We start from the raw sequence: 22,901 nt of genomic DNA, 5'->3' as shown, positions 1-22,901 counted from the left end.
CATTCTGCTCTATCGGAATTCGGGCGAAAATGCATGGGGACATAAGCCTTTGCCCACAGCACATGCTTGCCCCGGCGGGCAGCACTCTTTATAGACCCGCCAGAGACAGCAAGAGGCAGGGTCATGGTCTTTTTCCCCCACCGCCACCTCATCGGCATCAAGGGCCTCACCGAGCAGGATATCACCTATCTTCTCGACAAGGCGGACGAGGCCGTCAAGATCAGCCGCCAGAGAGAAAAGAAAACGTCGACGCTGCGCGGGCTGACGCAGATCAACCTCTTCTTCGAGGCATCGACCCGCACGCAGGCCTCCTTCGAGCTTGCCGGCAAACGGCTCGGCGCCGACGTCATGAACATGTCGGTCGGCAATTCCTCGGTGAAGAAAGGCGAAACGCTGATCGACACGGCGATGACGTTGAATGCGATGCGCCCCGATGTGCTGGTGATCCGCCATTCAAGCGCCGGTGCGGCCGCCCTTCTCGCCCAGAAGGTCTCCTGCTCGGTCGTCAATGCCGGTGATGGGCAGCATGAACATCCGACCCAGGCGCTGCTCGACGCGCTGACGATCCGCCGCGCCAAGGGCAAGCTGTCGCGCATCATCGTGGCGATCTGCGGCGACGTGCTGCATTCGCGGGTGGCGCGCTCCAATATCCTTCTGCTCAACGCGATGGGCGCCCGCGTGCGTGTCGTCGCGCCTGCGACCCTCCTGCCCGCCGGCATCGCCGAGATGGGCGTCGAGGTCTTTCATTCGATGCAGGAAGGGCTGAAGGACGCCGACGTCGTGATGATGCTGCGGCTGCAGCGCGAGCGCATGTCCGGTGCCTTCGTGCCTTCGGTGCGCGAATACTATCACTTCTACGGGCTCGACGCCGAAACGCTGAAAGCGGCGAAGGACGACGCGCTGGTCATGCATCCCGGCCCGATGAACCGCGGCGTCGAAATCGCTTCGGAAGTGGCGGACGGGCCGCAGAGCGTGATCGCCGAACAGGTGGAGATGGGGGTCGCGGTGCGCATGGCAGTCATGGAGACGCTGCTCGTCTCGCAGAACCAGGGTCCCCGAAGCGATGGAATGATGGCATGAGCAACCCGATCGTCCTCAAGAACGTCCGCATCATCGATCCGTCGCGCAATCTCGACGAAGTCGGGACGATCATTGCCGAAAACGGCGTGATCATTGCCGCCGGCGGCAAGGCGCAGAACCAGGGTGCACCGGAAGGCGCCGTCATCCGCGACTGCACGGGCCTTGTCGCCACGCCCGGGCTCGTCGACGCGCGCGTCCATGTCGGCGAACCCGGCGGCGAGCACCGCGAAACGATCGCCTCGGCGAGCCGGGCGGCGGCGGCCGGCGGCGTCACCTCGATCATCATGATGCCGGACACCGATCCTGTTATCGACGACATTGCGCTCGTCGAATTCGTCAAGAAGACGGCGCGGGATACGGCCGCCGTCAACGTCTATCCGGCGGCCGCCATTACCAAGGGCCTTGCTGGCGAGGAGATGACGGAGATCGGCCTCTTGATGCAGGCAGGCGCCGTCGCCTTTACCGATGCCCATTCCAGCGTCCACGACACGCAGGTGCTGCGCCGGATCATGACCTATGCGCGCGAATTCGGCGCCGTCATCTCCTGCGAAACGCGCGACAAATATCTCGGCGCCAACGGCGTCATGCATGAGGGGCTTTTCGCCAGTTGGCTCGGGCTCTCCGGCATTCCAAGGGAAGCCGAGCTCATCCCGCTCGAACGCGATCTCAGGATCGCGCAGCTGACGCGCGGCCGTTATCACGCCGCAATGATCTCGGTGCCAGAATCGGTCGAGGCGATCGAACGCGCCCGCAGTCGTGGCGCCAAGGTGACCTGCGGCATCTCGATCAACAATCTGGCGCTCAACGAAAACGACATCGGCGAATACCGCACCTTCTTCAAGCTCTATCCGCCGCTGCGCCCGGAAGATGACCGGGTGGCCATGGCCGACGCCCTTGCGAGCGGCGCGATCGATATCATCGTCTCCTCGCACGACCCGCAGGATGTCGATACGAAGCGCCTGCCCTTTGGCGAGGCGGAGGACGGCGCGATCGGCCTCGAAACCATGTTGGCGGCAGCCCTCAGGCTTCACCATGGCGGCCAGGTGAGCCTGATGCGCCTGATCGACGCCATGTCCACCCGCCCCGCGCAAATCTTCGGCCTGGCGGCCGGCACGTTGAAGCCGGGCGCTGCGGCCGATATCGCGCTGATCGATCTCGATGAGCCTTGGCTTGTCGCCAAAGACATGCTTCTCTCCCGCTCGAAGAATACGCCGTTCGAGGATGCGCGTTTCAGCGGGCGGGCGGTCGCGACGTACGTCTCGGGAAAGCTTGTCCACGCACTCTAGAGCAATTCCTGATTTCTCTGAGTGACGGAAATGCTCTATCTTTTTGTTTTTACGCAATTCGGCACGCAAAACCGCTGCGCAGTTTTGCTGGAATTGCTCTAGAATTGGATGATTTTGGGCCTGGTCGGCCTAAAATCTGAATCCTGTTCTAAATTAAATAGTTAGAGCATGATGTCGTCCGAATACCGCTCACAGTTTTCGGCATCATGCTCTAGGATCGACACCATCGCCGTCCATCCCCCAGCGGGAGAAGGTTGACTCGAGGATAGGCCACGGAGGGGCTGAGGGGGCATATGTTATCCAATCTCATGTCATGGCAGATCACGCTGCCGATCGCGCTTGCCGCCGCCGTTATCGGCTATCTCTTCGGGTCGATACCCTTCGGCCTGATCCTCACGCGTGCCGCCGGCCTCGGCGACGTGCGCAGCATCGGCTCCGGCAATATCGGCGCAACCAATGTGCTCAGAACAGGAAACCGGACGCTCGCCGCGGCGACGCTGCTGCTCGACGCGCTGAAGGCATCGGCCGCAGCCTGGATCGTCGGCTATTTCCTCGGTGAGGAGGCAGCGATCATCGCCGGCTTCTTCGCCTTCATCGGCCATCTCTTCCCGGTCTGGATCGGCTTCAAGGGCGGCAAGGGTGTCGCCACCTATATCGGTACCCTGCTCGGCGTCGCGCCGATCATGGTCGTGCTCTTCGCCGCCGTCTGGCTAGCGGTCGCTTTCACCACCCGCTACTCCTCACTGTCAGCGTTGGTTGCCATGCTTGTCATTCCGGTTGCACTGTGGATACTGGGCAACGAAAAGGTTGCGGCAGTGATGGCGATCATGACCCTCATCTCCTACTGGAAGCACAAGGCGAATATTTCGCGCCTGATGAGCGGGACGGAAAGCAAGATCGGGGCAAAGGGATAATGGATGCGCTGAGCGCCGGACCAAAAGGCGTTGTTCTGACCGAACGGCAAAGAATTGCCTGGTTGCGCCTCATCCGTTCCGACAATATCGGCCCTGCCACCTTTCGCGACCTCATCAATCATTTCGGTTCGGCCGAGGCAGCACTTGCCGCACTGCCGGAGCTATCGGCGCGTGGCGGCGCCACGCGGGCAATCCGCATCGCCAGCGAGGCCGAGGCACATCGGGAACTCGAGGCGGCGCGTCGCTTCGGCGCCCGCTTCGTCGGCATCGGCGAGCCGGACTACCCGCAAGCTCTGAAGCAGATCGACGGCGCGCCGCCGCTTCTGGCCGTCAAGGGCGCGCTTGCCGCCGCCAAGCGACCGGCCGTCGGCATCGTCGGCTCGCGCAACGCCTCGATCGCCGGTGCGAAATTCGCGGCGATGGTGGCACGCGACTGCGGCCGGGCTGGATATACCGTGGTCTCCGGCCTGGCGCGCGGCATCGATACATCAGCCCACCGGGCGAGCCTCGACACAGGCACGATCGCGGCGCTCGCCGGTGGCCTCGACCAGCCCTACCCGCCGGAGAATGTCGGCCTACTCGAAGAGATAACCGACGGCAACGGCCTGGCGGTGAGCGAGATGCCCTTCGGCTGGGAGCCCCGCGCCCGCGACTTTCCGCGCCGCAACCGGCTCATCGCCGGCATCGGGCTCGGCCTCGTCGTCATCGAAGCGGCATCGCGTTCGGGCTCGCTGATCACGGCACGGCTTGCCGGCGAGTTCGGCCGTCTGGTGTTTGCCGTGCCCGGCTCACCGCTCGATCCGCGTTGCCATGGCACCAACGGCCTGCTGAAGGACGGTGCTTCGATCGTCACCGCACCCGCCGATGTCATTGAGGCCCTGGCGTCGCTTGCGCAATTCGACCTGTTCCCGTCATCGATGGCGGAAGAGCCTGCGCGTGACGGCAAGTCGATATCGGTGCCACCCGGCGATTCCGATCGAAACCGCATCATCGATGTGCTCGGGCCGACGCCGGTCGAGATCGACGACGTCATCCGCCATACGGGCCTGTCGGCATCCGCGGTCTATCTGATCCTTCTGGAGCTTGATATTGCCGGCAGGCTGCACCGGCAGCAGGGCGGCCTCGTCTCGCTTTCCGATTGAACCTTGCGCGACATCAGGCGGCGGCTACGCGAATTGCCGAACCCTGTATCGAAAAACCTTTGATAACCTATCTAAAATTGTATTTTCCCGATAATCTCCCCTCGGCTGCAACAGATGCAAGAGGTAAAATTGTAGCAAACCCCTTGACCGCGGCGATTTCCCTGTCCATGTCGGAGGGCCGATATCCAAGTTGCGGTATGTGTTGCGCTGGTTTCAACGCTGGCGTCGCTTCCTTTTTAGAGAATCATCATGAATGTTGTAGTGGTGGAATCGCCTGCCAAGGCCAAGACGATCAATAAGTATCTGGGTCCGGGATACAAAGTGCTCGCCTCCTTCGGTCATGTGCGCGATCTGCCTGCCAAGGATGGCTCAGTCCTCCCCGATCAGGATTTCGAAATGCTTTGGGAGGTCGACAGCGCCTCCGCCAAGCGGATGAAGGACATTGCCGACGCGGTGAAATCCGCCGATGGCCTGTTTCTCGCAACCGACCCGGATCGCGAAGGCGAAGCGATTTCCTGGCACGTTCTCGACATGCTGAACAAGAAGCGCGTGCTGAACGGCAAGCCGGTCAAGCGCGTCGTCTTCAATGCGATCACCAAGAAGGCGGTGCTCGACGCGATGGCCGATCCGCGCGACATCGACGTGCCGCTGGTCGACGCCTATCTCGCGCGCCGCGCGCTCGATTATCTCGTCGGCTTCAATCTTTCGCCAGTGCTCTGGCGCAAGCTGCCCGGTGCGCGGTCGGCCGGCCGCGTTCAGTCTGTGGCGCTTCGCCTGGTCTGCGACCGCGAATCCGAGATCGAGCGCTTCATTTCCGAGGAGTACTGGAACATCTCGGCGCTTCTGAAGACGCCGCGCGGCGACGAGTTCGAGGCAAGGCTGGTTTCGGCGAACGGCAAACGTCTGCAGCCACGCGCGATCGGCAACGGCGAAGATGCCGGCCGGCTGAAGGCATTGCTCGAAGGTGCGAGCTATGTCGTCGATACGGTCGAGGCGAAGCCGGTCAAGCGCAACCCCGGACCGCCGTTTACGACCTCGACGCTGCAGCAGGCCGCCTCCTCCAATCTCGGCTTCTCCGCCTCACGCACCATGCAGATTGCCCAGAGGCTCTATGAGGGAGTCGATATCGGCGGCGAGACGGTCGGTCTCATCACCTATATGCGAACCGACGGCGTTCAGATGGCACCCGAGGCGATTGATGCGGCGCGCAGCGCCATCGTCGACCAGTTCGGCGAACGCTACATGCCGGAAAAGCCGCGCTTCTACTCGACCAAGGCGAAAAACGCCCAGGAGGCGCACGAGGCGATCCGCCCGACCGATTTCTACCGCTCGCCCGACCGTGTGCGCAAATTCCTCGATGCCGACCAGATCCGGCTCTACGAGCTGATCTGGAAGCGCGGCATCGCCAGCCAGATGGCGTCTGCCGAGATCGAGCGCACGACGGCTGAAATCACCGCCGACAACAAGGGTGAGAAGGCCGGGCTTCGCGCCGTCGGCTCCGTGATCCGCTTCGACGGCTTCATCGCCGCCTATACCGACCAGAAGGAGGATGGCGAGCAGAGCGACGATGGCGACGAGGATGGCCGCCTGCCGGAGATCATTGCGCGCGAAACGCTCGCCAAGCAGAAGATCAATTCGACCCAGCATTTCACCGAGCCGCCGCCGCGTTATTCGGAAGCCTCGCTCATCAAGAAGATGGAAGAGCTCGGCATCGGCCGCCCCTCCACCTATGCTGCGACCCTCGCGACGCTGCGCGACCGCGACTATGTGACGATCGACAAACGCAAGCTGATCCCGCAGGCCAAGGGCCGGCTGGTGACGGCTTTCCTCGAAAGCTTCTTCACCAAATATGTCGAATACGACTTCACCGCCGACCTCGAGGAAAAGCTCGACCGGATTTCGGCCGGCGAGCTGAACTGGAAGCAGGTGCTGCGCGATTTCTGGAAGGATTTCTTCGCCCAGATCGAGGACACCAAAGAACTGCGCGTCACCAATGTGCTCGATTCACTGAACGAGGCGCTGGCACCACTCGTCTTCCCGAAACGGGAAGACGGCAGCGATCCCAGAATCTGCCAAGTCTGCGGTACCGGTAACCTGTCGCTGAAGCTTGGCAAATACGGCGCCTTCGTCGGCTGTTCGAACTATCCGGAATGCAACTACACCCGCCAGCTCTCTTCTGAAAACGGCGGAGACGCAGACGGCGCAGCACTTAACGAGCCGAAGAACCTCGGCACCGATCCGACCACCGGCGAGGAGCTGACGCTGCGTTCCGGCCGCTTCGGCCCCTATATCCAGCGCGGCGACGGCAAGGAAGCCAAACGCGCTTCGCTGCCGAAGGGTTGGAAGCCCGAGGACATCGACTATGAAAAGGCGATGGCGCTGATCTCGCTGCCGCGCGATATCGGCAAACATCCAGAATCCGGCAAGATGATCTCGTCCGGCATCGGCCGCTATGGGCCGTTCCTCCTGCATGACGGTTCCTATGCCAATCTGGAAACCGTCGAGGACGTGTTCTCCGTCGGCCTCAACCGCGCCGTGACTGTTATCGCCGAAAAGGCAAAACAGGCCCCGGGCCGGGGCGCGCGCGGCACGCCGGCGGCGCTGAAGACACTCGGTGATCATCCAGATGGCGGCGCCATCACCGTGCGCGACGGCAAGTACGGCCCCTATGTCAACTGGGGCAAGGTCAACGCCACACTGCCGAAGGGCAAGGATCCGCAGGCGATCACCGTCGAGGAGGCGCTCGCGCTGATCGCCGAAAAGGCCGGCAAGGCACCTGTGGGCAAGGCGGCCAAGGCGAAAGCCAAGCCGAAGGCGGCAGCCGCCGACGCCAAGGCCACCAAGACGGCCGCCAAGCCGAAGGCAACGAAGGCGAAAGCGCCCGCGAAATCGAAAAAGAGCTGACGTGAGCAGGATACCGCGCGATAGAACGAACCCTGCGGGCAAGCGTCCGGGCAAGATCGGCCGCGCCGGCAAGGATGCCCCCGCCGTCGAGCCGCTGAACATCGTCCATGGCGCGCTGCCTTCGCGCGAGGTGATCCTGCGCTTCATCGCCGATCACCCGCAGAAAGCGTCCAAACGCGAACTCGCCAAGGCTTTCGGCCTGAAGGGCGACAACCGTGTCGAACTCAAGCACATGCTGCAGGAGCTCGAGCAGGAAGGCATGCTGCAGAAGAACCGCAAGTCGCTGATCCGTCCCGGTGCGCTGCCGCCCGTCACGGTTCTCGATATCACCACGCGCGACAAGGATGGCGATCTGATCGGCCGGCCGGCGGAATGGCCGGAAGACCAAGGCGTAGCACCCGCCGTCAGCATCCGCCAGCAATCGCCCGCAGGCCGCCAGGGCAAGGGCAAGGCGCCCGTCGCCGGGCTCGGCGACCGCATCCTGGCGAAGATCTTCCCGGCCGTCGATCGCGGCGGGCCAGCCTATACGGCGCGGATCATCAAGGTGATCGACAGGCGCCGCGGCGCCTCGATGGGCGTTTTCCGCACGGCACCGGGCGGCGGCGGCCGTCTGCTGCCGATCGAACGGCGCGGCGAGGAGATGGTGATCGATCCCGACTTCACCGGCGGCGCCACGGACGGCGATCTGGTCGAAGTCGAAATCGCCCGTCTCGGCCGTTTCGGCCTTCCGCGCGCCAAGGTTCTCTCCGTCGTCGGTTCCGTCGGTTCGGAAAAGGCGATCTCGATGATCGCGATTCATGCGCACGGCATCCCGCATGTCTTCCCGCCGGCCGTCATCGCTGAGGCGGACGCCGCAAAACCGGCCAGCATGTCGCATCGCGAGGATTGGCGCGACGTGCCGCTGATCACCATCGACCCGGCCGATGCCAAGGACCATGACGACGCCGTCTATGCCGAGCTCGACCCCTCGCCCGACAATCCCGGCGGCGTCATCGTCACTGTCGCGATTGCCGACGTCTCCTGGTATGTCCGCCCCAATTCACCGCTCGACCGCGAGGCGCTGAAGCGCGGCAACTCGGTCTATTTCCCGGATCGCGTCGTGCCGATGCTGCCGGAGCGCATCTCCAACGATCTCTGCTCGCTGAAGGAAGGCGTCGACCGTCCGGCGCTCGCCGTGCGCATGAGCTTTTCCGGCGAAGGCCGCAAGATCGGCCACACTTTCCATCGCATCATGATGAAGAGCGCGGCCAAGCTGTCCTACCAGCAGGCCCAGGCAGCGATCGACGGCAAACCGGACGATCAGACCGGACCGATGCTCGAGCCAATCCTGAAGCCGCTCTGGCACGCCTATGAGGTGATGAAGCGCGGACGCGACCGGCGCCAGCCGCTCGAACTCGACATGCCGGAGCGCAAGATCCTGCTGAAGCCCGACGGCACGGTCGACCGGGTCGTCGTGCCGCCACGGCTCGACGCGCACAAGCTGATCGAAGAGATGATGATCCAGGCAAACGTCTGCGCCGCCGAGACGCTGGAAAAGAAGCGGCAGCCGCTGATCTATCGCATTCATGACGGCCCGACGCTTGCCAAGCAGGAGATCCTGCGTGAGTTCCTGGCCACGCTCGGCATCTCGCTTGCCAAGGGCGGCAACATGCGCGCCAACAACTTCAACGGCATCCTGGCGAAGGCGGACGGCACGCCGCACCAGACCATGGTCAACGAGATGGTGCTGCGTTCGCAGAGCCAGGCGATCTACGGCCCTGAGAATATCGGCCATTTCGGCCTCAATTTGATGAAATACGCCCACTTCACCTCGCCGATACGCCGCTATGCCGATCTCATCGTGCACCGCGCGCTTGTCGGCTCGCTCGGTTTCGGCGAAGGCGGCATCACACCCGACGAAGAGGCGGCGCTCGACGATATCGCCGCCGAAATCTCGACCTTCGAGCGTCGGGCGATGGCAGCCGAGCGCGAGACCGTAGACCGGCTGATCGCGCATCACCTCAGCGGCCGCGTCGGCGAGGAGTTTGCCGGACGGGTCTCGGGCGTGACGAAATCGGGGCTTTTTGTCGCCCTGCCAGACTATGGCGCCGATGGTTTCGTCCCTATATCGACGCTCGGCACCGATTATTTCATCTATGACGAGGCGCATCAGGCACTCTCGGGTGAACGAACAGGGCTCGGTTATCGCCTGGGCGATAGCGTTGCCGTGAAGCTTGCCGAAGCGATCCCGCTTGCCGGCGCGCTGCGTTTCGAGATGATCAGCGAGGGCCGCGAGATGCCTGCAGCGGTGCGCTCCTTCCACAAGGCGGGCCGCCGCGACAGAGGCCAGGTCCGCAAGAAACCTGGAACAAGGCCGCCACGCGGACGCCACTAAGCATCGCGCCGAAAGCGGACGCTGGTTTTCGGCAAAACGCTGCAACAACGAAGATCGCCGGCGTTGGACGTGGTTCACAAGACGAATCCGACGCTTTCGGTCTGAAAGAGGAACATGCGATGAGCACACCGACCGATCCGGTTGCCCGCTACGGGGATGCGCCCGAGGTCGAGCGTCCGCTTGGGCGCTCCATCATGCGCGGGCTGATGAACCGGTGCCCGGCCTGCGGCAACGGCAAGCTCTTTCGTGCCTTCCTGAAACCGATCGATCATTGCGCGGCCTGCGGCGAGGCGATGCATCACCAACGCGCGGACGACCTGCCGCCTTATATCGTCATCCTCGTCCTCGGCCACGTCGTGGTCGGCGGCTATATGCTGACCGACATGACTTTCGTGCTGCCGGTCTGGGTGCATATCGCCATCTGGGCGCCGATCACCGTCATCACCGCGCTTGCCTCGATCCAGCCGATCAAGGGCGGGGTCATCGGTCTGCAATGGGCGCTGCGCATGCACGGCTTCGGTGGCGAGAGTGACGGTCCGGACGATTATGACATCCCCGGCCGGCCGAATTAGCGCCTTCACCTTCCAGACATATTTAACGTGTAGTGCCAGCCCTCCACCGACCACCACCCGAATGCGAGAGCCGAAGATCCTCAAGACCTGACATGGTAAGCATTTCTTGCCCCAACGGGCTTTACATTCCGCAGATGGTCACTCACATCGGAAATACTGCGAAGCGGCATCCGTCACCTGGATTTGGCACGTCTGTGTCTATCTATCTGACGGGAATCGGCCGTTTCGTTCGCGCAGCTTTCTAAGGATGGATAAATGTCTCAGCCGAGAACCGGCACACCGGGCGATGTCGAAGAAATCCATTGGCCTTCTCTGGTGGCAGCCATCTCGTCCATATCTGCCGTTGGCATAGCAATCGGCCTCGGTCTCCCGCTTCTCAGCATCATCCTCGAAAAACGCGGCATCTCGTCCACCCTGATCGGGCTCAACACGGCGATGGCCGGGGTCGCGGCGATGGCCGCCGCACCGATCACCACCAAACTCGCCCATAAATACGGCGTTGCGCCGACAATGCTCTGGGCCGTGCTGATTTCGGCGCTGAGCGCGCTCGGTTTCTATTACGCCCAGGATTTCTGGATGTGGTTTCCGCTGCGCTTCGCCTTCCATGGCGCGACGACGACGCTGTTCATCCTCTCCGAATTCTGGATCAACGCCGCTTCGCCGCCTTCCAAGCGCGGTTTCGTGCTCGGCATCTATGCGACGGTGCTTTCCCTTGGCTTTGCGGCCGGACCTCTGCTCTTTTCGGTCCTCGGCAGCGACGGCATCTTCCCATTCCTGATCGGCGCCGCCGCCATCCTGCTTGCGGCCATCCCGATCTTCATCGCCCGCGACGAGAGCCCGGTGCTCGAGGAAAAACCGGAGCTGCATTTCATGCGCTACGTTTTCCTGGTGCCGACGGCGACGGCGGCGGTCTTCATCTTCGGCGCGGTGGAGGCCGGCGGGCTGTCGCTTTTCCCGATCTTTGCCGTGCGCGCCCATTTCACCGAATCGCAGGCCGCGCTGCTGCTCACCATGATGGGCGTCGGCAACGTCATCTTTCAGATCCCGCTCGGCCTGCTTTCCGACCGCATCGCCGACAAGCGGCCGCTTCTGGCCGGCATGGCGCTGATGGGCTTCATCGGCTCGATGATGTTGCCGCTACTGCTCGACAACTGGCTTCTGATGGCCGGGCTCCTGCTTTTCTGGGGCGGCTGCGTCTCAGGCCTCTATACGGTCGGCCTCAGCCATCTCGGCTCGCGGCTGACCGGCTCCGATCTTGCGGCAGCCAATGCTGCCTTTGTCTTCTGTTATGCGATGGGGACCGTGGCCGGTCCGCAGGCGATCGGCGCGGCGATCGATGTCGCTGGAAATAACGGGTTTGCCTGGGCGATTGCCGCTTTCTTCGGTCTTTACGCCCTACTTTCGGGCATCAGACTGATGTTCATTCGAAAACGGGCTTGACTTTTCGGGCGGGATTCGTAGTTTCGCGCCAGGATTTGCCGTGGAGCCCATCCGGCTTCCACGGCTTTCATTTTCTTAAAGGCAGGACGACCATGGCCAAGGCTACAACAATCAAGATCAAGCTGCTGTCGACAGCCGACACCGGTTTCTTCTACGTCACCACGAAGAACAGCCGCACGATGACGGACAAGATGACGAAGACGAAGTACGACCCGGTTGCAAAGAAGCATGTCGAGTTCAAGGAAACCAAGATCAAGTAATCACTTGGCCTGACGGATTTCACAAAAGCGCGCGCTTTCGGGTTGCGCGTTTTTTATTGTCCGGCTTTGTGGTTTTCAAGATGATAGCGCAAACAGACAAAACGCCGCCCTTCCATCGTCGGGAAGTGGCGGCGTTTTCTTGAAAGGGGGTCGGCCAGCATGCAAAACGGCACGAGGAACCGCTATAACTTGCCTACTAGCCGACCGACCCCACGACCCAGGAGATGCGGCGGACCTGAGCATCATGGGGTATCGACAACTCCTCAACGGGAGCGCTTCTCTTATGAGCCGATAATTTGCGCAAAAATGAAAGAAAATCAACAAATTCTTAATGATGAATTTTCTCATCTTGATTCTATGGTTAAAAGTCCAGATTTGGGACATACAAAGATTTGTCGTCTCTGCTTTGGATCGAAGCGTAGCACCTGCTCTTTCCAAGAAATTCGACAATATAACTTAATAACTTACGCCACCCCTCCCCTTACGTGAGGTGACGCCGCCGCAATCTATTTGACCCTGTCGGCGGCAGGCATTTTTTATAGTCTTCATTTCATTTTGAGCTACGGCCTGACGCTCTCAAGACTATCGCGCGGCGCCACATCCGCGGCAACGCGGCGAGTCCATTTTTGAGCTATTGAGCTGCAATTTTTTCGCCCCGCAGTGCACAGGCGAAGATTAAAAATCGGTAACAATTCGCTTACCGCAGTGGAAAACCCGCAACTGGCGCATATGGCGGCAAGTGATTCGTCAGGCGGCTGCGGCGACCACACGGTTGCGGCCGGTATTTTTGGCCTCGTAAAGGGCCAGATCCGCCTGTTTCATCAGCTGGTCCGGTGTCAGCACCGACGTAATGCGCGAGGCGATGCCGAACGAAGCAGTGACATTCAGCGCTTCTCCGGCGTGTTTCAGCATGAAGGGAGCGTTTTCGATCGCCGCACGCAGGCGCTCGGCGACGCCGGCGGCAATTTCCGGCGAGGTGTCGGGCATCACAACAACGAATTCCTCTCCACCGTAGCGGCAGGCGAGATCGGCACCGCGGATGGTCGAACGGACGCGATTTGCGAATTCCCGCAGCACCTCATCGCCGCCGTCATGGCCGTAGGTGTCGTTCACATGCTTGAAGCGGTCGATATCGGTGATCAGCACCGAAAGCGGCCGGCCCCGCGCCATAGAACGGTTGAAAAGCACGTTCAGGTGATTGTCGAGATAGCGCCGGTTATAAAGGCCGGTCAGCGGATCGGTCACGGCAAGCTCGATCGTCTGCTTGACGCTGGCGCGCAGCCGGTCGTTGTAGCGCTTGCGGCGGATCTGCGTCAGGCTACGGGCGACCAGTTCGTTGGGATCGACCGGGCGGATGATGTAGTCGTTGACGCCGAGATCGAGCGCGCGCACGACCATGTCGTCAGCGCCTTGCTCAGTGATGATCAGGACCGGCAGAAAGCGCGTGCGCTCCAGCGAACGCAGCTGCGAGCAGAGGCGAAGCGGATCGTAATCGTCGAAGTTGGCATTGACGATGACGAGATCGAAGGCGCTTTCGGCCGCCTCGAAGAGGGCGGCCTGCGGATCGGAGAGGGCAAGCACGTCGGCGACGGGCTTCAGCGCCTTGATGATGCGCTCCTGCGAATTGGCGCGGCCGTCGACGAGCAGGACCTGAGCGGTCTCGTCGGCGCGGCCCTCGCCTGCCCGCGTGAGGTCGTCGATGCCCATCGTATGGGCGGTGTCGGCGCGGATGCGCAGCTCATCGCTCAACGTCTTCAGCCGCAGCAGGCTCTTCACCCGGGAGATCAGCTGCAGATCGTTGACCGGCTTGGTGAGAAAATCGTCAGCGCCGGCCTTCAGGCCGCGTACGCGATCGGTCGGCTGGTCGAGCGCGGTGACCATGACGACTGGAATATGGGCGGTCTTCTGGCTGGCCTTCAGCCGCTCGCAGACCTCGAAACCGTCTATGCCGGGCATCATGATGTCGAGCAGAATGAGATCGACTTGATTGCGCTCGCAGATCGCCAGTGCCGTGTAGCCGTCCGCTGCGGTCATCACGTCGAAATACTCCGCAAGCAGCCGCGCTTCGAGCAGCTTCACGTTGGCCGGAATATCGTCAACCACCAGTATTCGCGCAGTCATAAGCGTCTTTCCGATGCGTCAGGCATCGCCCAGATAGGTCTTGATCGTCTCGATGAATTTCGGAACCGAGATCGGCTTTGAAACATAGGCCTCGCAGCCGCCTTGGCGGATCCGCTCCTCGTCCCCCTTCATCGCAAAAGCCGTAACGGCGATGACGGGAATCACGTGCAGCTCGTCGTCTTCCTTCAGCCACTTCGTAACTTCGAGGCCGGAGACCTCGGGAAGCTGAATATCCATCAGGATGAGGTCGGGACGATGCTTGCGCGCCAGATCGAGCGCCTCCATGCCGTTTCTGGTCTGGATCGTCGTATAGCCGGACGCCTCGATGAGGTCGCGAAAGAGCTTCATGTTGAGCTCGTTATCTTCTACAATCATCACCTGTTTGGGCATGACAAGCTGTCCCTACGTCCGTTCGCGCAGCGGTTCGTCCCATGACAAAGGCACATGCGGACAAATAGCTCCGTGAAACCGATAGCGCACGCTACCGGTATTTGGTTGAAGAAAAGGTAACTTACCCAGCGAAATGCAAAGCAACTTCAAGACTTCGAAACAACAGGCTGCCGACCCGCACGAGACGGCGATCGCCGTGCTCGGCTGGCTTGCCGATGATCCCGAAATGTTCGGCCGCTTTCTCGCCCTGACGGGTGTGGCGCCCGGCCAGGTGCGCAACGCCGTCAACGATCCCGGATTCCTCGCCGGCCTGATGGATTTTCTGATGAACCACGAACCGACAGCCATGGCCTTCTGCGCGGCGAGCGGCATAAGCCCGGAGACGGTGACCGGCGCCTGGCAGCATTTCTCTTCGCCGGGCCTCGATTCCGGAGAATACTGATCGTGGCCTCCGAAGAATTCGATATCTCGCACATCCACCTCGGCGAGCGGCCGTTGATCGTCTGTGACGTCGACGACGTCGTGTTGCAGTTCATCGGTCCCTTCCAGCTTTTCCTTCAGAGCCGGGGCCACACGTTTCTGCCGCGATCGTTCCGGCTTCATGGCAACATCGTCTCGCAAGCCGACGGCGTGGAGATCGAAGATCATGAGGTCAGCCGGCTGATCGAGGAATTCTTCGAGGCCCAAGAGCTGTGGCAGACGCCGCTCGACCGCGTGGTCGAAACGCTCGACCGACTTTCGGAAGAGGCCGACATCCTTTTCCTGACAGCCATGCAGCCGCGCTTCCAGGACCAGCGCCGTCGGCTGCTCGACAGGATGGGCCTGCTGTTTCCGCTGCTTGCCACCGAACAACCTAAAGGGCCGATCGTTCACGCATTGCATGCCAGCCGCTCCCTTCCCGTCGTCTTCATTGATGATATGGCGCGCAATCTGCATTCCGTTAGGGAACACGTCGCCGATTGCCTGCTGATTCATCTGATGCCGAACTCGCCCGTCCATCGTTTCGCGCCAGCGGCGGCCGACGACATCACCCGCGCCACCGACTGGACGCACGCGGCCGAGCTCATCGAGGCGCATTTTGTTTCCGGCACGTTCACGCGCGCAGTTCCAGCCGCATGAGCGGACGACCGTCCTTGCGCCGCGCTACTGTCTCGAAACCGGCCGCATCGAAGATCGCCGTCGAGCCGATGCAGAGCGTCACTGATTTCGACTGCTTCACATGATCGATCGGACAGGCTTCGAGCAGCCGTGCTCCCTGGCGCCGCGCATGGTCGATCGCGCAGGCGAGCAGGCGGTGGCTCATTCCCTTGCCGCGCAGTTTGGGCAGCAGGAAGAAGCAACTGACGGCCCAGATAGATGGATCCTGCGCATCGCCCTCTTCCAGCGGCCGCGAGACGGTGCGCGGCGAATTGAACTGCGCGGCACGTCGTGGCGCGGCCCGACCTGCACCCAGGCGACCGGCGCGCCCTCGGCATAACAGAGGATGCCAGGCGGCGGACCCGCCTTGATCCGTCCCCGCATATGCGCCTTGCGTTCGTCGGCCGCCATCTCAGTCCTTATCGCATGCGGCAGGCGCAGCGCCACGCACCAGCAATTATAGAAGGCACCCTGCGGCCCGAAGACGATTTCGAAATCGTCCCAGCGTTCTGGCGTTACCGGCTCGAAACGAAGATCGTTATCCAAAGGCAAAGCTCCCGCCCTCTCTTGAGACTCGGAAGCTTAAGGCGTAATGTCCCGGCGTTCAATCTTTGTTCTCATCATGACGCCCGCGCCTGACAAGACACCCGGCTTCTGTCGCGACTGCCTTGCCGAGCAGAAGGGCGAGGCGCGCCGCTGCGTTTCCTGTGGCAGCCCCCGTCTCGTGCGCCATCGCGAACTCTACGCATTGACGCTTGCACATATCGATTGCGACGCCTTCTACGCAGCAGTGGAGAAACGCGACAATCCGGAGCTTGCCGACAAGCCTGTCATCATCGGCGGCGGCAAACGTGGCGTGGTTTCCACTGCCTGCTATATCGCCCGTATCCACGGCGTGCGTTCGGCCATGCCGATGTTCAAGGCGCTGGAGGCATGCCCTGAGGCGATCGTCATCCGCCCCGACATGGAGAAATATGTCCGTGTCGGGCGCCAGGTGCGCGCCATGATGCAGGATCTGACGCCGCTGGTGCAGCCGCTATCGATCGACGAGGCCTTCCTGGAGCTCGGCGGTACCGAGAGGCTGCATCACGATCCGCCGGCGCGTACGCTGGCCAAATTCGCTCGTCGCATCGAAAGGGAGATCGGCATCACCGTTTCGGTCGGGCTTTCCTACTGCAAATTCCTCGCCAAGGTCGCCTCCGACCTGCAGAAGCCGCGCGGCTTTTCGGTCATCGGCCGCGAGGAAGCGGTAGAGTTCCTGGCACCGCGTCCCGTCACCACGATCTGGGGCGTCGGCAAGGCCTTTGCGGCGACGCTGGAGGCGGACGGCATCCGCACCATCAGCCAACTACAACAGATGGAGGAGAACGACCTGATGCGCCGCTACGGCAGCATCGGTCAGCGGCTCGCCCGGCTGTCGCGCGGCATAGACGACCGCGAAGTGCATCTCAACGATGCGGCCAAGAGCGTTTCGTCCGAGACGACTTTCTTCGACGATATCTCACGTTATGACGATCTGGTGCCGATCCTGCGCAACCTCTCCGAAAAGGTCTCCTGGCGGCTGAAGAAAAACGGCATTGCCGGCCAGACCGTGGTTCTGAAGATGAAGAGCGCCGATTTCAAATCGCGCACCCGCAACCGCAAGCTCGAAGACCCGACCCAGCTTGCCGACAAGATCTTCCGCACCGGGCTCGAGCTTCTCGAAAAAGAGACTGACGGTACGAAGTTCCGCCTGATCGGCATCGGCGTCACCGATCTCGGCGATGCCGCCCGCGCCGATCCGCCCGATCTGATCGACCAGCAATCGGGCCGGCGAGCGGCGGCCGAAGCGGCGATGGACAAGCTGCGCGACAAATTCGGCAAGCGGACGGTCGAGACCGGCTATACGTTCGGCAACAGCAAGCGCGATCACTAGCGCATAACCCCGAAAATCTGCATCGATTTTCGGGGTTATGCGCAGATTCAAAGTGATAGAGCGTCCTTAGCGCGTCAGAAAAGACGCGCGGCGCTCTAACGCGTGAGGCCTGCCAGCCAGGCGGCCTATAAAATCTTCCTTAAACTTCGTCCCATAATGTGCCGGGCAAGTATTGCGTATGGTTGGGTATCATGTTCTCGCGTCTCGTCTTCGGCCTCGGCTTGCTGTCGGCCACCGCACTCGTGCACCCTGCTCTTGCCGCGGATGCTGCGCGCACGCTGCAGATCTTCGTCTCGAAGGACAAGCAGTCGCTTGCGGTCTATGACGGCACCGAGGTCGTCGCGACCTCGAAGGTCTCGACCGGCAAGGACGGCCACACGACGCCGAGCGGCATCTTCTCGGTGCTGGAAAAGCAGAAATACCACGAATCCAATCTCTATTCGGCGGCCCCGATGCCGTTTATGCAAAGGCTGACCTGGTCCGGCATCGCGCTGCACGAATCCAATTCCGTGCCGCGTTATCCAGCCTCGCATGGCTGCGTGCGCATGCCTGGCGCCTTCGCAAAAATGCTCTATGGGATGACCGATCCCGGTGTCCCCGTCATTATCAGCGACGGTGAACTGGTGCCGCAGCCAATCGATCATCCGACCCTTTTCCATCCGGATGCACCGGCGGCGATGCCGCTGCTTTCGGACGTCGAACTGCGGCCCTCCATGCCCGACAGCCCCGAGAAGCCGGTGCAGGTGGCGATGAACGATACCGCTGCGATGCCGATGCCGGCAGCGCAGCCGATTGCGGCGCCCGAACCCGAGCCGCCGTCCGAGCCGATCAGCATGCTGATTACGCGCCGAACGCTCCGCGAGACGGTGATCGACATCCAGACCCTGCTCAACCAGCTCGGTTTTTCCGCCGGCAATCCGGACGGCCTGCTCGGTCCGTCGACCGTGCAGGCGATCAAGGCTTTCAAGACGCTGCGGCCGGCGGAATTTGCCGCCGACAAGAGCCTGGTCTCCGACACGCTCCTCAGAGAAGTCTATGCCGCGGCTGGCAAGGGCGAGCCGCCGAACGGCGTCATCATGGTGCGGCAGGCCTTCAAGCCGATCTTCGAAGCGCCGGTGACGATCACCGATCCGGGATTGGCGCTCGGCACACATTTCTTCACGCTGCATGCAGTCGATGAAAGGGCCGGCACGGCCGACTGGCTCGGCATCACGCTCGAGAACAATCTGTCTCGCGAGACGATGAAGCGGCTCGGCATTACCAATCAGGAAAGCTCGATCATCACAGGCAAGCCGATCGCCCGTTCGCTCAGCCGGATTACCATCCCCGATGAGACCCGCCGCAAGATCGACGCCCTCATCGCGCCCGGCTCGACGCTGACAATCTCCGATACCGGCCTCGGCCGGGAGACCGGCGAAGGCACGGATTTCATCACAATAACCCGCGGGTGATGGCCATCACGCTAGAACAGGATGATTTTAAGCCGGGTCGGCCTAAAATCTGAATCCTGTTCAACACTAAATAGTTAGAGCATGATGTCGCCCGAAAACCGCTCACACTTTTCGGCATCATGCTCTGATGCGTGTCGCCCAAAAGTGCGCAGCGGTTTCGTGATAAAAACATGCACAAATCAAAGACTTAAAGCGCGTCACATGAATCCGGATTGTCGCGGCGCGCTTTAGGCTGATCAGACAAGCTCGACGTCGACGACGCCGGGGGCGGCGCGAAGGGCGGCGGCGATCTCCGGCGTGATGCGGTATTTCTCCGGCAGCGCCACTTCCACCTCGCGTTTGCCCTCCTCCTTGATGACGATGAAGGAAACGAGGCCGTCGCCCTTGGCGTTCAAATGGCCGGCAACCATTCTCAGCGGTCCGGAATCGCGGACATAGACGCGCAGCGCCTTTTGCATCTGCAGCGACTTTTCCTCCAGCGACTGGATCGTCTGGATGCGCAGGCCGATGCCCTCCGGCCGCTCCTCGCCCGTCGCCGTCAGCACGAAGGATTTGCCTGACTCCAACACGTCGCGATACTGGTTCAGCATTTCCGAAAACAGCACCGCTTCGAACTGGCCCGAAGAATCGGAGAAGACGATGATGCCCATCTTGTTGCCGGTGCGAGTCTTGCGCTCCTGTTTGGAGATGACGGTGCCGGCAAGGCGCGCATTGGCCGCGCCCTGTTTGATGGCGGCGGAAAACTCGGCAAAGGTCTGCACCCGCATCTTCTGCAGGATGTTGTTGTAGGAATCGAGCGGGTGGGCTGTGAGATAGAAGCCCAGCACCTGGAATTCCTTGAGCAGCCGCTCGGAGGGGAGCCAGGGCGAGAACGGCGGCAGGGAGATCTTCTCAGGCCCCGACGTCAACGTACTGCCGAAAATGTCCGACTGGCCGCTCAGCTTGTTCTCCTGGGCTCGCTGGGCATAACCGAGAATGCGGTCGAGGCCGGCTGCTAGCTGGGCGCGGTCCAGGTCGAAACAATCGAAGGCGCCGGCATAGATCAGGCTTTCGAGCACGCGGCGATTGACCTGACGCGGATCGATGCGCAGGCAGAAATCCTCGATGCTGGCAAAGGGCTTGTCGCCACGCACCTCGACGATATGGTCGACGGCGGATTCGCCGACGCCCTTGAGGGCGGCGAGCGCGTAATAGATGCGGTTGTTGCCGGTCTCGAAATGGCGGAAGGAGGTCTGCACCGAGGGCGCGATCACCTCGATGCCGAGGCGCTTGGCATCCTGGCGGAAATCATTGACCTTTTCCGTGTTGGACATGTCGAGCGTCATCGAGGCGGCGAGGAATTCGACCGGATAATGCGCCTTCATGTAGGCCGTCTGGTAGGAGACGATGGCATAGGCGGCGGCATGCGACTTGTTGAAGCCGTAATTGGCGAACTTCGCCAGCAGTTCGAAGATATTGTCGGCCTGCGGCTTCGATACGCCATTCTTGACCGCGCCAACGACGAAGCGTTCGCGCTGCTGGTCCATCTCGGCCTTGATCTTCTTGCCCATGGCGCGACGCAGAAGGTCGGCTTCGCCCAGCGAATAGCCGGACAGCACCTGGGCGATCTGCATCACCTGTTCCTGGTAGACGATGACGCCCTGGGTTTCCTTGAGCAGGTGGTCGATCATCGGATGGATCGATTCCAGCTCTTCGTCGCCGTGCTTGCGGGCATTGTAGGTCGGGATGTTCTCCATCGGGCCGGGACGGTAGAGCGCCACCAGCGCGATGATGTCCTCGATGCAGTCCGGCTTCATGCCGATCAGCGCCTTGCGCATGCCTGCACTTTCCACCTGGAACACGCCGACCGTCTCGCCGCGCGACAGCATCTCGTAGGTCTTCTTGTCGTCGAGAGGAATGGCTGCGAGATCGACCTTGACGCCGAGCTTGGCGACGAAATCGACCGCAACCTTCAGCACCGTCAGCGTCTTCAGGCCGAGGAAGTCGAACTTGACGAGGCCAGCCTGCTCCACCCATTTCATGTTGAATTGGGTGACCGGCATGTCCGAGCGCGGATCGCGATACATCGGCACCAGCTTGGAAAGCGGCCGGTCGCCGATGACGATGCCGGCGGCATGGGTCGAGGCATGGCGGTAAAGCCCCTCGATCTTCTGGGCGATGTCGAGCAGCCGCGCGACAACAGGTTCTTTCGCCGCCTCCTCCTGCAGCTTCGGCTCTTCCTCGATCGCCTTGGACAGCGGCGTCGGATTGGCGGGATTGTTCGGCACGAGTTTGCAGATCTTGTCGACCTGGCCATAGGGCATTTCCAGCACGCGGCCGACGTCGCGAAGGGCGGCGCGCGCCTGCAATGAACCGAAGGTGATGATCTGCGCCACCTGCTCGCGGCCATACTTGGCCTGGACATAGCGGATCACCTCTTCGCGGCGATCCTGGCAGAAGTCGATGTCGAAGTCGGGCATCGAGACGCGTTCCGGATTGAGGAAGCGCTCGAACAGCAGCGAAAAACGCAGCGGATCGACGTCGGTGATCGTCAATGCATAGGCGACCAGCGAACCGGCGCCCGACCCGCGGCCGGGACCGACCGGAATGTCATGCTGCTTGGCCCATTTGATGAAGTCGGCAACGATCAGGAAGTAACCGGGGAAACGCATGCGCTCGATGACGCTGAGCTCGAATTCCAGCCGCTCGCGATAATCCTTCTCCTCGTAACCCGGCGACATGCCCAGCGTCGAAAGCCGCATGTCCAGCCCTTCGACCGCCTGGCGGCGCAACTCGCTCGCCTCGGCGCGCTCGGCCTCCTCGGCATCGTCGGTGGCACCGGTGAAGCGCGGCAGGATCGGCTTTCGCGTCTTCAGCACGAAGGAGCAGCGCCTCGCGATCTCGATCGTATTTTCCAGCGCTTCCGGCAGGTCGGCGAAGAGCTTGGCCATTTCGGCCCGGCTCTTCAGATAATGATCCGGCGTCAGCCGGAAGCGGCTGTCGTCGGAGACGATGGCGTTGTGCGCGACCGCCATCAGCGCATCATGGGCGTCGTAATCGTCGCGTGTCGGAAAGAAAGCCTCGTTGGTCGCAACCAGCGGCAGGTCGTGGGCATAGGCGAGCCCGACAATCTTCTGTTCGTGCCGCTTGTCGTAAGTGCCGTGCCGCTGCAGCTCGACATAGAGCCTGTCGCCGAAGAGACGCTTCAGCGTGAGCAGCCGGGCTTCCGCCTGAGCGGGATGGCCTTCCTTGATCGCCACGTCGACCGGCCCGGTCAGGGCGCCGGTCAATGCGATCAGCCCTTCCGTGCCTGCCTCCTCCAGCCAGGAGGCGCTGATATGAACGGCCTGATTGCTCTCGCCGCCGAGATAGGCGCGGCTGACGAGATCGACCAGCCTTTCGTAACCGGCATCCGTCGCAGCGAGAAGAACGATCGCCGGCAGCTTGACCAGGGCCTGCTGGCCACCGCGCTTTTCCGTTTCCAACCCGTCTTCCATGTCGATCGAGACCTGACAGCCGATGATCGGCTGCAGGCCGTCCTCCATCGCCTTCTGGGAGAATTCGAGGGCAACGAACAGATTGTTGGTGTCGGTAATCGCAATTGCCGGCTGGCTGTCGCCGGTCGCCTTGTAGAGAATCTTCTTCAGCGGCAGTGCGCCCTCGAGGAGCGAATAGGCGGAATGGACCCTCAGGTGGATGAAGCCCGGCGTGCCGCCGGTCGCCTCACCCGTTGAACCCTTTGCCGTATCCGCCATGACATGCCTTCCCAATCACCCGAATGAATCGGACGCATTGTCGGCATAGAGGGCGATGATGTCCAGAAGAAGTCCCGCATCCGGACCGCATGATGACCATGCGGTCCCCTGAAAACTTTAGAGCGCCATGACGATGAGCGAGAAGCTGGCAACGAACATTGCGATGGAGGTGAATGCTGCG

Annotated in this window: 16 protein-coding genes and 1 pseudogene; 13 read left to right on the top strand and 4 right to left on the bottom strand. The window is 61.8% G+C overall.

Annotation, left to right across the window (positions count from 1 at the left end; all coding sequences use genetic code 11):
* The first annotated feature begins 123 nt into the window (after positions 1-123).
* The 9 genes from AB8B31_RS07450 (at position 124) to rpmG (ending at position 11,972) form a co-directional block, all read left to right on the top strand.
* The gene (locus AB8B31_RS07450) at positions 124-1,080 is read left to right on the top strand and encodes an aspartate carbamoyltransferase catalytic subunit (RefSeq protein WP_018241622.1); all 957 of its coding nucleotides are present in this window, start codon (positions 124-126) and stop codon (positions 1,078-1,080) included.
* On the top strand, positions 1,077-2,366 hold the full coding sequence (locus AB8B31_RS07445) for a dihydroorotase (protein ID WP_018241621.1): 1,290 nt from the start codon (positions 1,077-1,079) through the stop codon (positions 2,364-2,366). The genes AB8B31_RS07450 and AB8B31_RS07445 overlap by 4 nt, the downstream gene beginning before the upstream one ends.
* Before the next feature lie 293 nt (positions 2,367-2,659).
* The gene (gene plsY, locus AB8B31_RS07440) at positions 2,660-3,280 is read left to right on the top strand and encodes a glycerol-3-phosphate 1-O-acyltransferase PlsY (protein WP_018241620.1); all 621 of its coding nucleotides are present in this window, start codon (positions 2,660-2,662) and stop codon (positions 3,278-3,280) included.
* Positions 3,280-4,422, top strand: a complete 1,143-nt coding sequence (gene dprA, locus AB8B31_RS07435) for a DNA-processing protein DprA (RefSeq protein ID WP_018241619.1) — start codon at positions 3,280-3,282, stop codon at positions 4,420-4,422. Before plsY ends, dprA begins: the two co-directional genes overlap by 1 nt.
* A gap of 249 nt (positions 4,423-4,671) precedes the next feature.
* A complete protein-coding gene (gene topA / locus AB8B31_RS07430; RefSeq protein WP_018241618.1) occupies positions 4,672-7,326 on the top strand; it encodes a type I DNA topoisomerase in 2,655 nt (884 codons plus the stop codon).
* Position 7,327: 1 nt separating this feature from the next.
* A complete protein-coding gene (gene rnr / locus AB8B31_RS07425; protein WP_018241617.1) occupies positions 7,328-9,700 on the top strand; it encodes a ribonuclease R in 2,373 nt (790 codons plus the stop codon).
* Positions 9,701-9,819: 119 nt separating this feature from the next.
* Complete coding sequence (locus AB8B31_RS07420; RefSeq protein WP_018241616.1) at positions 9,820-10,272, top strand: DUF983 domain-containing protein; 453 nt, start codon at positions 9,820-9,822, stop codon at positions 10,270-10,272.
* 255 nt (positions 10,273-10,527) lie between these two features.
* Positions 10,528-11,712: an MFS transporter gene (locus AB8B31_RS07415; RefSeq protein WP_018241615.1), complete on the top strand. Its 1,185-nt coding sequence runs from the start codon at positions 10,528-10,530 to the stop codon at positions 11,710-11,712.
* A gap of 92 nt (positions 11,713-11,804) precedes the next feature.
* Positions 11,805-11,972 carry a 50S ribosomal protein L33 gene (gene rpmG / locus AB8B31_RS07410; RefSeq protein WP_003547442.1) on the top strand — a complete coding sequence of 56 codons (168 nt, stop codon included), beginning with the start codon at positions 11,805-11,807 and terminating at the stop codon, positions 11,970-11,972.
* Positions 11,973-12,719: 747 nt separating this feature from the next.
* Here rpmG and AB8B31_RS07405 read toward each other — a convergent pair.
* Both AB8B31_RS07405 and AB8B31_RS07400 read right to left on the bottom strand, forming a co-directional pair.
* Positions 12,720-14,093, bottom strand: coding sequence for a PleD family two-component system response regulator (locus AB8B31_RS07405; RefSeq protein ID WP_018241614.1), 1,374 nt, complete (start codon positions 14,091-14,093; stop codon positions 12,720-12,722).
* A gap of 18 nt (positions 14,094-14,111) precedes the next feature.
* Complete coding sequence (locus tag AB8B31_RS07400; protein WP_003547430.1) at positions 14,112-14,483, bottom strand: response regulator; 372 nt, start codon at positions 14,481-14,483, stop codon at positions 14,112-14,114.
* A 133-nt stretch (positions 14,484-14,616) separates the two neighbouring features.
* On the opposite strand from AB8B31_RS07400, the gene AB8B31_RS07395 reads away from it, so the two are divergent.
* Both AB8B31_RS07395 and AB8B31_RS07390 read left to right on the top strand, forming a co-directional pair.
* Entirely contained in the window at positions 14,617-14,925 is a 309-nt protein-coding gene (locus AB8B31_RS07395) for a DUF3572 domain-containing protein (protein WP_018241613.1), read from the top strand.
* A 2-nt stretch (positions 14,926-14,927) separates the two neighbouring features.
* Positions 14,928-15,602: a hypothetical protein gene (locus AB8B31_RS07390; protein WP_018241612.1), complete on the top strand. Its 675-nt coding sequence runs from the start codon at positions 14,928-14,930 to the stop codon at positions 15,600-15,602.
* Here the strand turns inward: AB8B31_RS07390 and AB8B31_RS07385 are convergent.
* Positions 15,577-16,166, bottom strand: a pseudogene (locus AB8B31_RS07385) (GNAT family N-acetyltransferase). The gene AB8B31_RS07390 and the pseudogene AB8B31_RS07385 overlap by 26 nt on opposite strands.
* Before the next feature lie 76 nt (positions 16,167-16,242).
* On the opposite strand from AB8B31_RS07385, the gene AB8B31_RS07380 reads away from it, so the two are divergent.
* Positions 16,243-17,535 (top strand): DNA polymerase IV, encoded by a 1,293-nt coding sequence (locus tag AB8B31_RS07380; protein ID WP_026188361.1) that lies wholly within the window; start codon positions 16,243-16,245, stop codon positions 17,533-17,535.
* Between the two features lie 191 nt (positions 17,536-17,726).
* On the top strand, positions 17,727-18,986 hold the full coding sequence (locus AB8B31_RS07375) for a L,D-transpeptidase family protein (protein WP_018241610.1): 1,260 nt from the start codon (positions 17,727-17,729) through the stop codon (positions 18,984-18,986).
* A gap of 236 nt (positions 18,987-19,222) precedes the next feature.
* Here AB8B31_RS07375 and dnaE read toward each other — a convergent pair whose 3' ends face one another.
* A complete protein-coding gene (gene dnaE / locus AB8B31_RS07370) occupies positions 19,223-22,720 on the bottom strand; it encodes a DNA polymerase III subunit alpha (RefSeq protein ID WP_018241609.1) in 3,498 nt (1,165 codons plus the stop codon).
* Between the last annotated feature and the right edge of the window lie 181 nt (positions 22,721-22,901).

This window comes from Rhizobium sp. 62_C5_N11_2 (assembly GCF_051811185.1).
Classification (GTDB): Bacteria; Pseudomonadota; Alphaproteobacteria; order Rhizobiales; family Rhizobiaceae; genus Rhizobium; species Rhizobium leguminosarum.
This window is presented reverse-complemented; position numbering and strand designations above follow the sequence as displayed.

Coding starts and splice junctions, on each gene's coding strand:
- dnaE (WP_018241609.1), bottom strand. CDS start 22,720: ATGGCGGATACGGCAAAGGGTTCAACGGGTGAGGCGACCGGCGGCACG.
- AB8B31_RS07395 (WP_018241613.1), top strand. CDS start 14,617: ATGCAAAGCAACTTCAAGACTTCGAAACAACAGGCTGCCGACCCGCAC.
- dprA (WP_018241619.1), top strand. CDS start 3,280: ATGGATGCGCTGAGCGCCGGACCAAAAGGCGTTGTTCTGACCGAACGG.
- AB8B31_RS07375 (WP_018241610.1), top strand. CDS start 17,727: ATGTTCTCGCGTCTCGTCTTCGGCCTCGGCTTGCTGTCGGCCACCGCA.
- AB8B31_RS07405 (WP_018241614.1), bottom strand. CDS start 14,093: ATGACTGCGCGAATACTGGTGGTTGACGATATTCCGGCCAACGTGAAG.
- AB8B31_RS07420 (WP_018241616.1), top strand. CDS start 9,820: ATGAGCACACCGACCGATCCGGTTGCCCGCTACGGGGATGCGCCCGAG.
- AB8B31_RS07400 (WP_003547430.1), bottom strand. CDS start 14,483: ATGCCCAAACAGGTGATGATTGTAGAAGATAACGAGCTCAACATGAAG.
- AB8B31_RS07445 (WP_018241621.1), top strand. CDS start 1,077: ATGAGCAACCCGATCGTCCTCAAGAACGTCCGCATCATCGATCCGTCG.
- plsY (WP_018241620.1), top strand. CDS start 2,660: ATGTTATCCAATCTCATGTCATGGCAGATCACGCTGCCGATCGCGCTT.
- rpmG (WP_003547442.1), top strand. CDS start 11,805: ATGGCCAAGGCTACAACAATCAAGATCAAGCTGCTGTCGACAGCCGAC.
- topA (WP_018241618.1), top strand. CDS start 4,672: ATGAATGTTGTAGTGGTGGAATCGCCTGCCAAGGCCAAGACGATCAAT.
- AB8B31_RS07380 (WP_026188361.1), top strand. CDS start 16,243: ATGACGCCCGCGCCTGACAAGACACCCGGCTTCTGTCGCGACTGCCTT.
- AB8B31_RS07415 (WP_018241615.1), top strand. CDS start 10,528: ATGTCTCAGCCGAGAACCGGCACACCGGGCGATGTCGAAGAAATCCAT.
- AB8B31_RS07450 (WP_018241622.1), top strand. CDS start 124: ATGGTCTTTTTCCCCCACCGCCACCTCATCGGCATCAAGGGCCTCACC.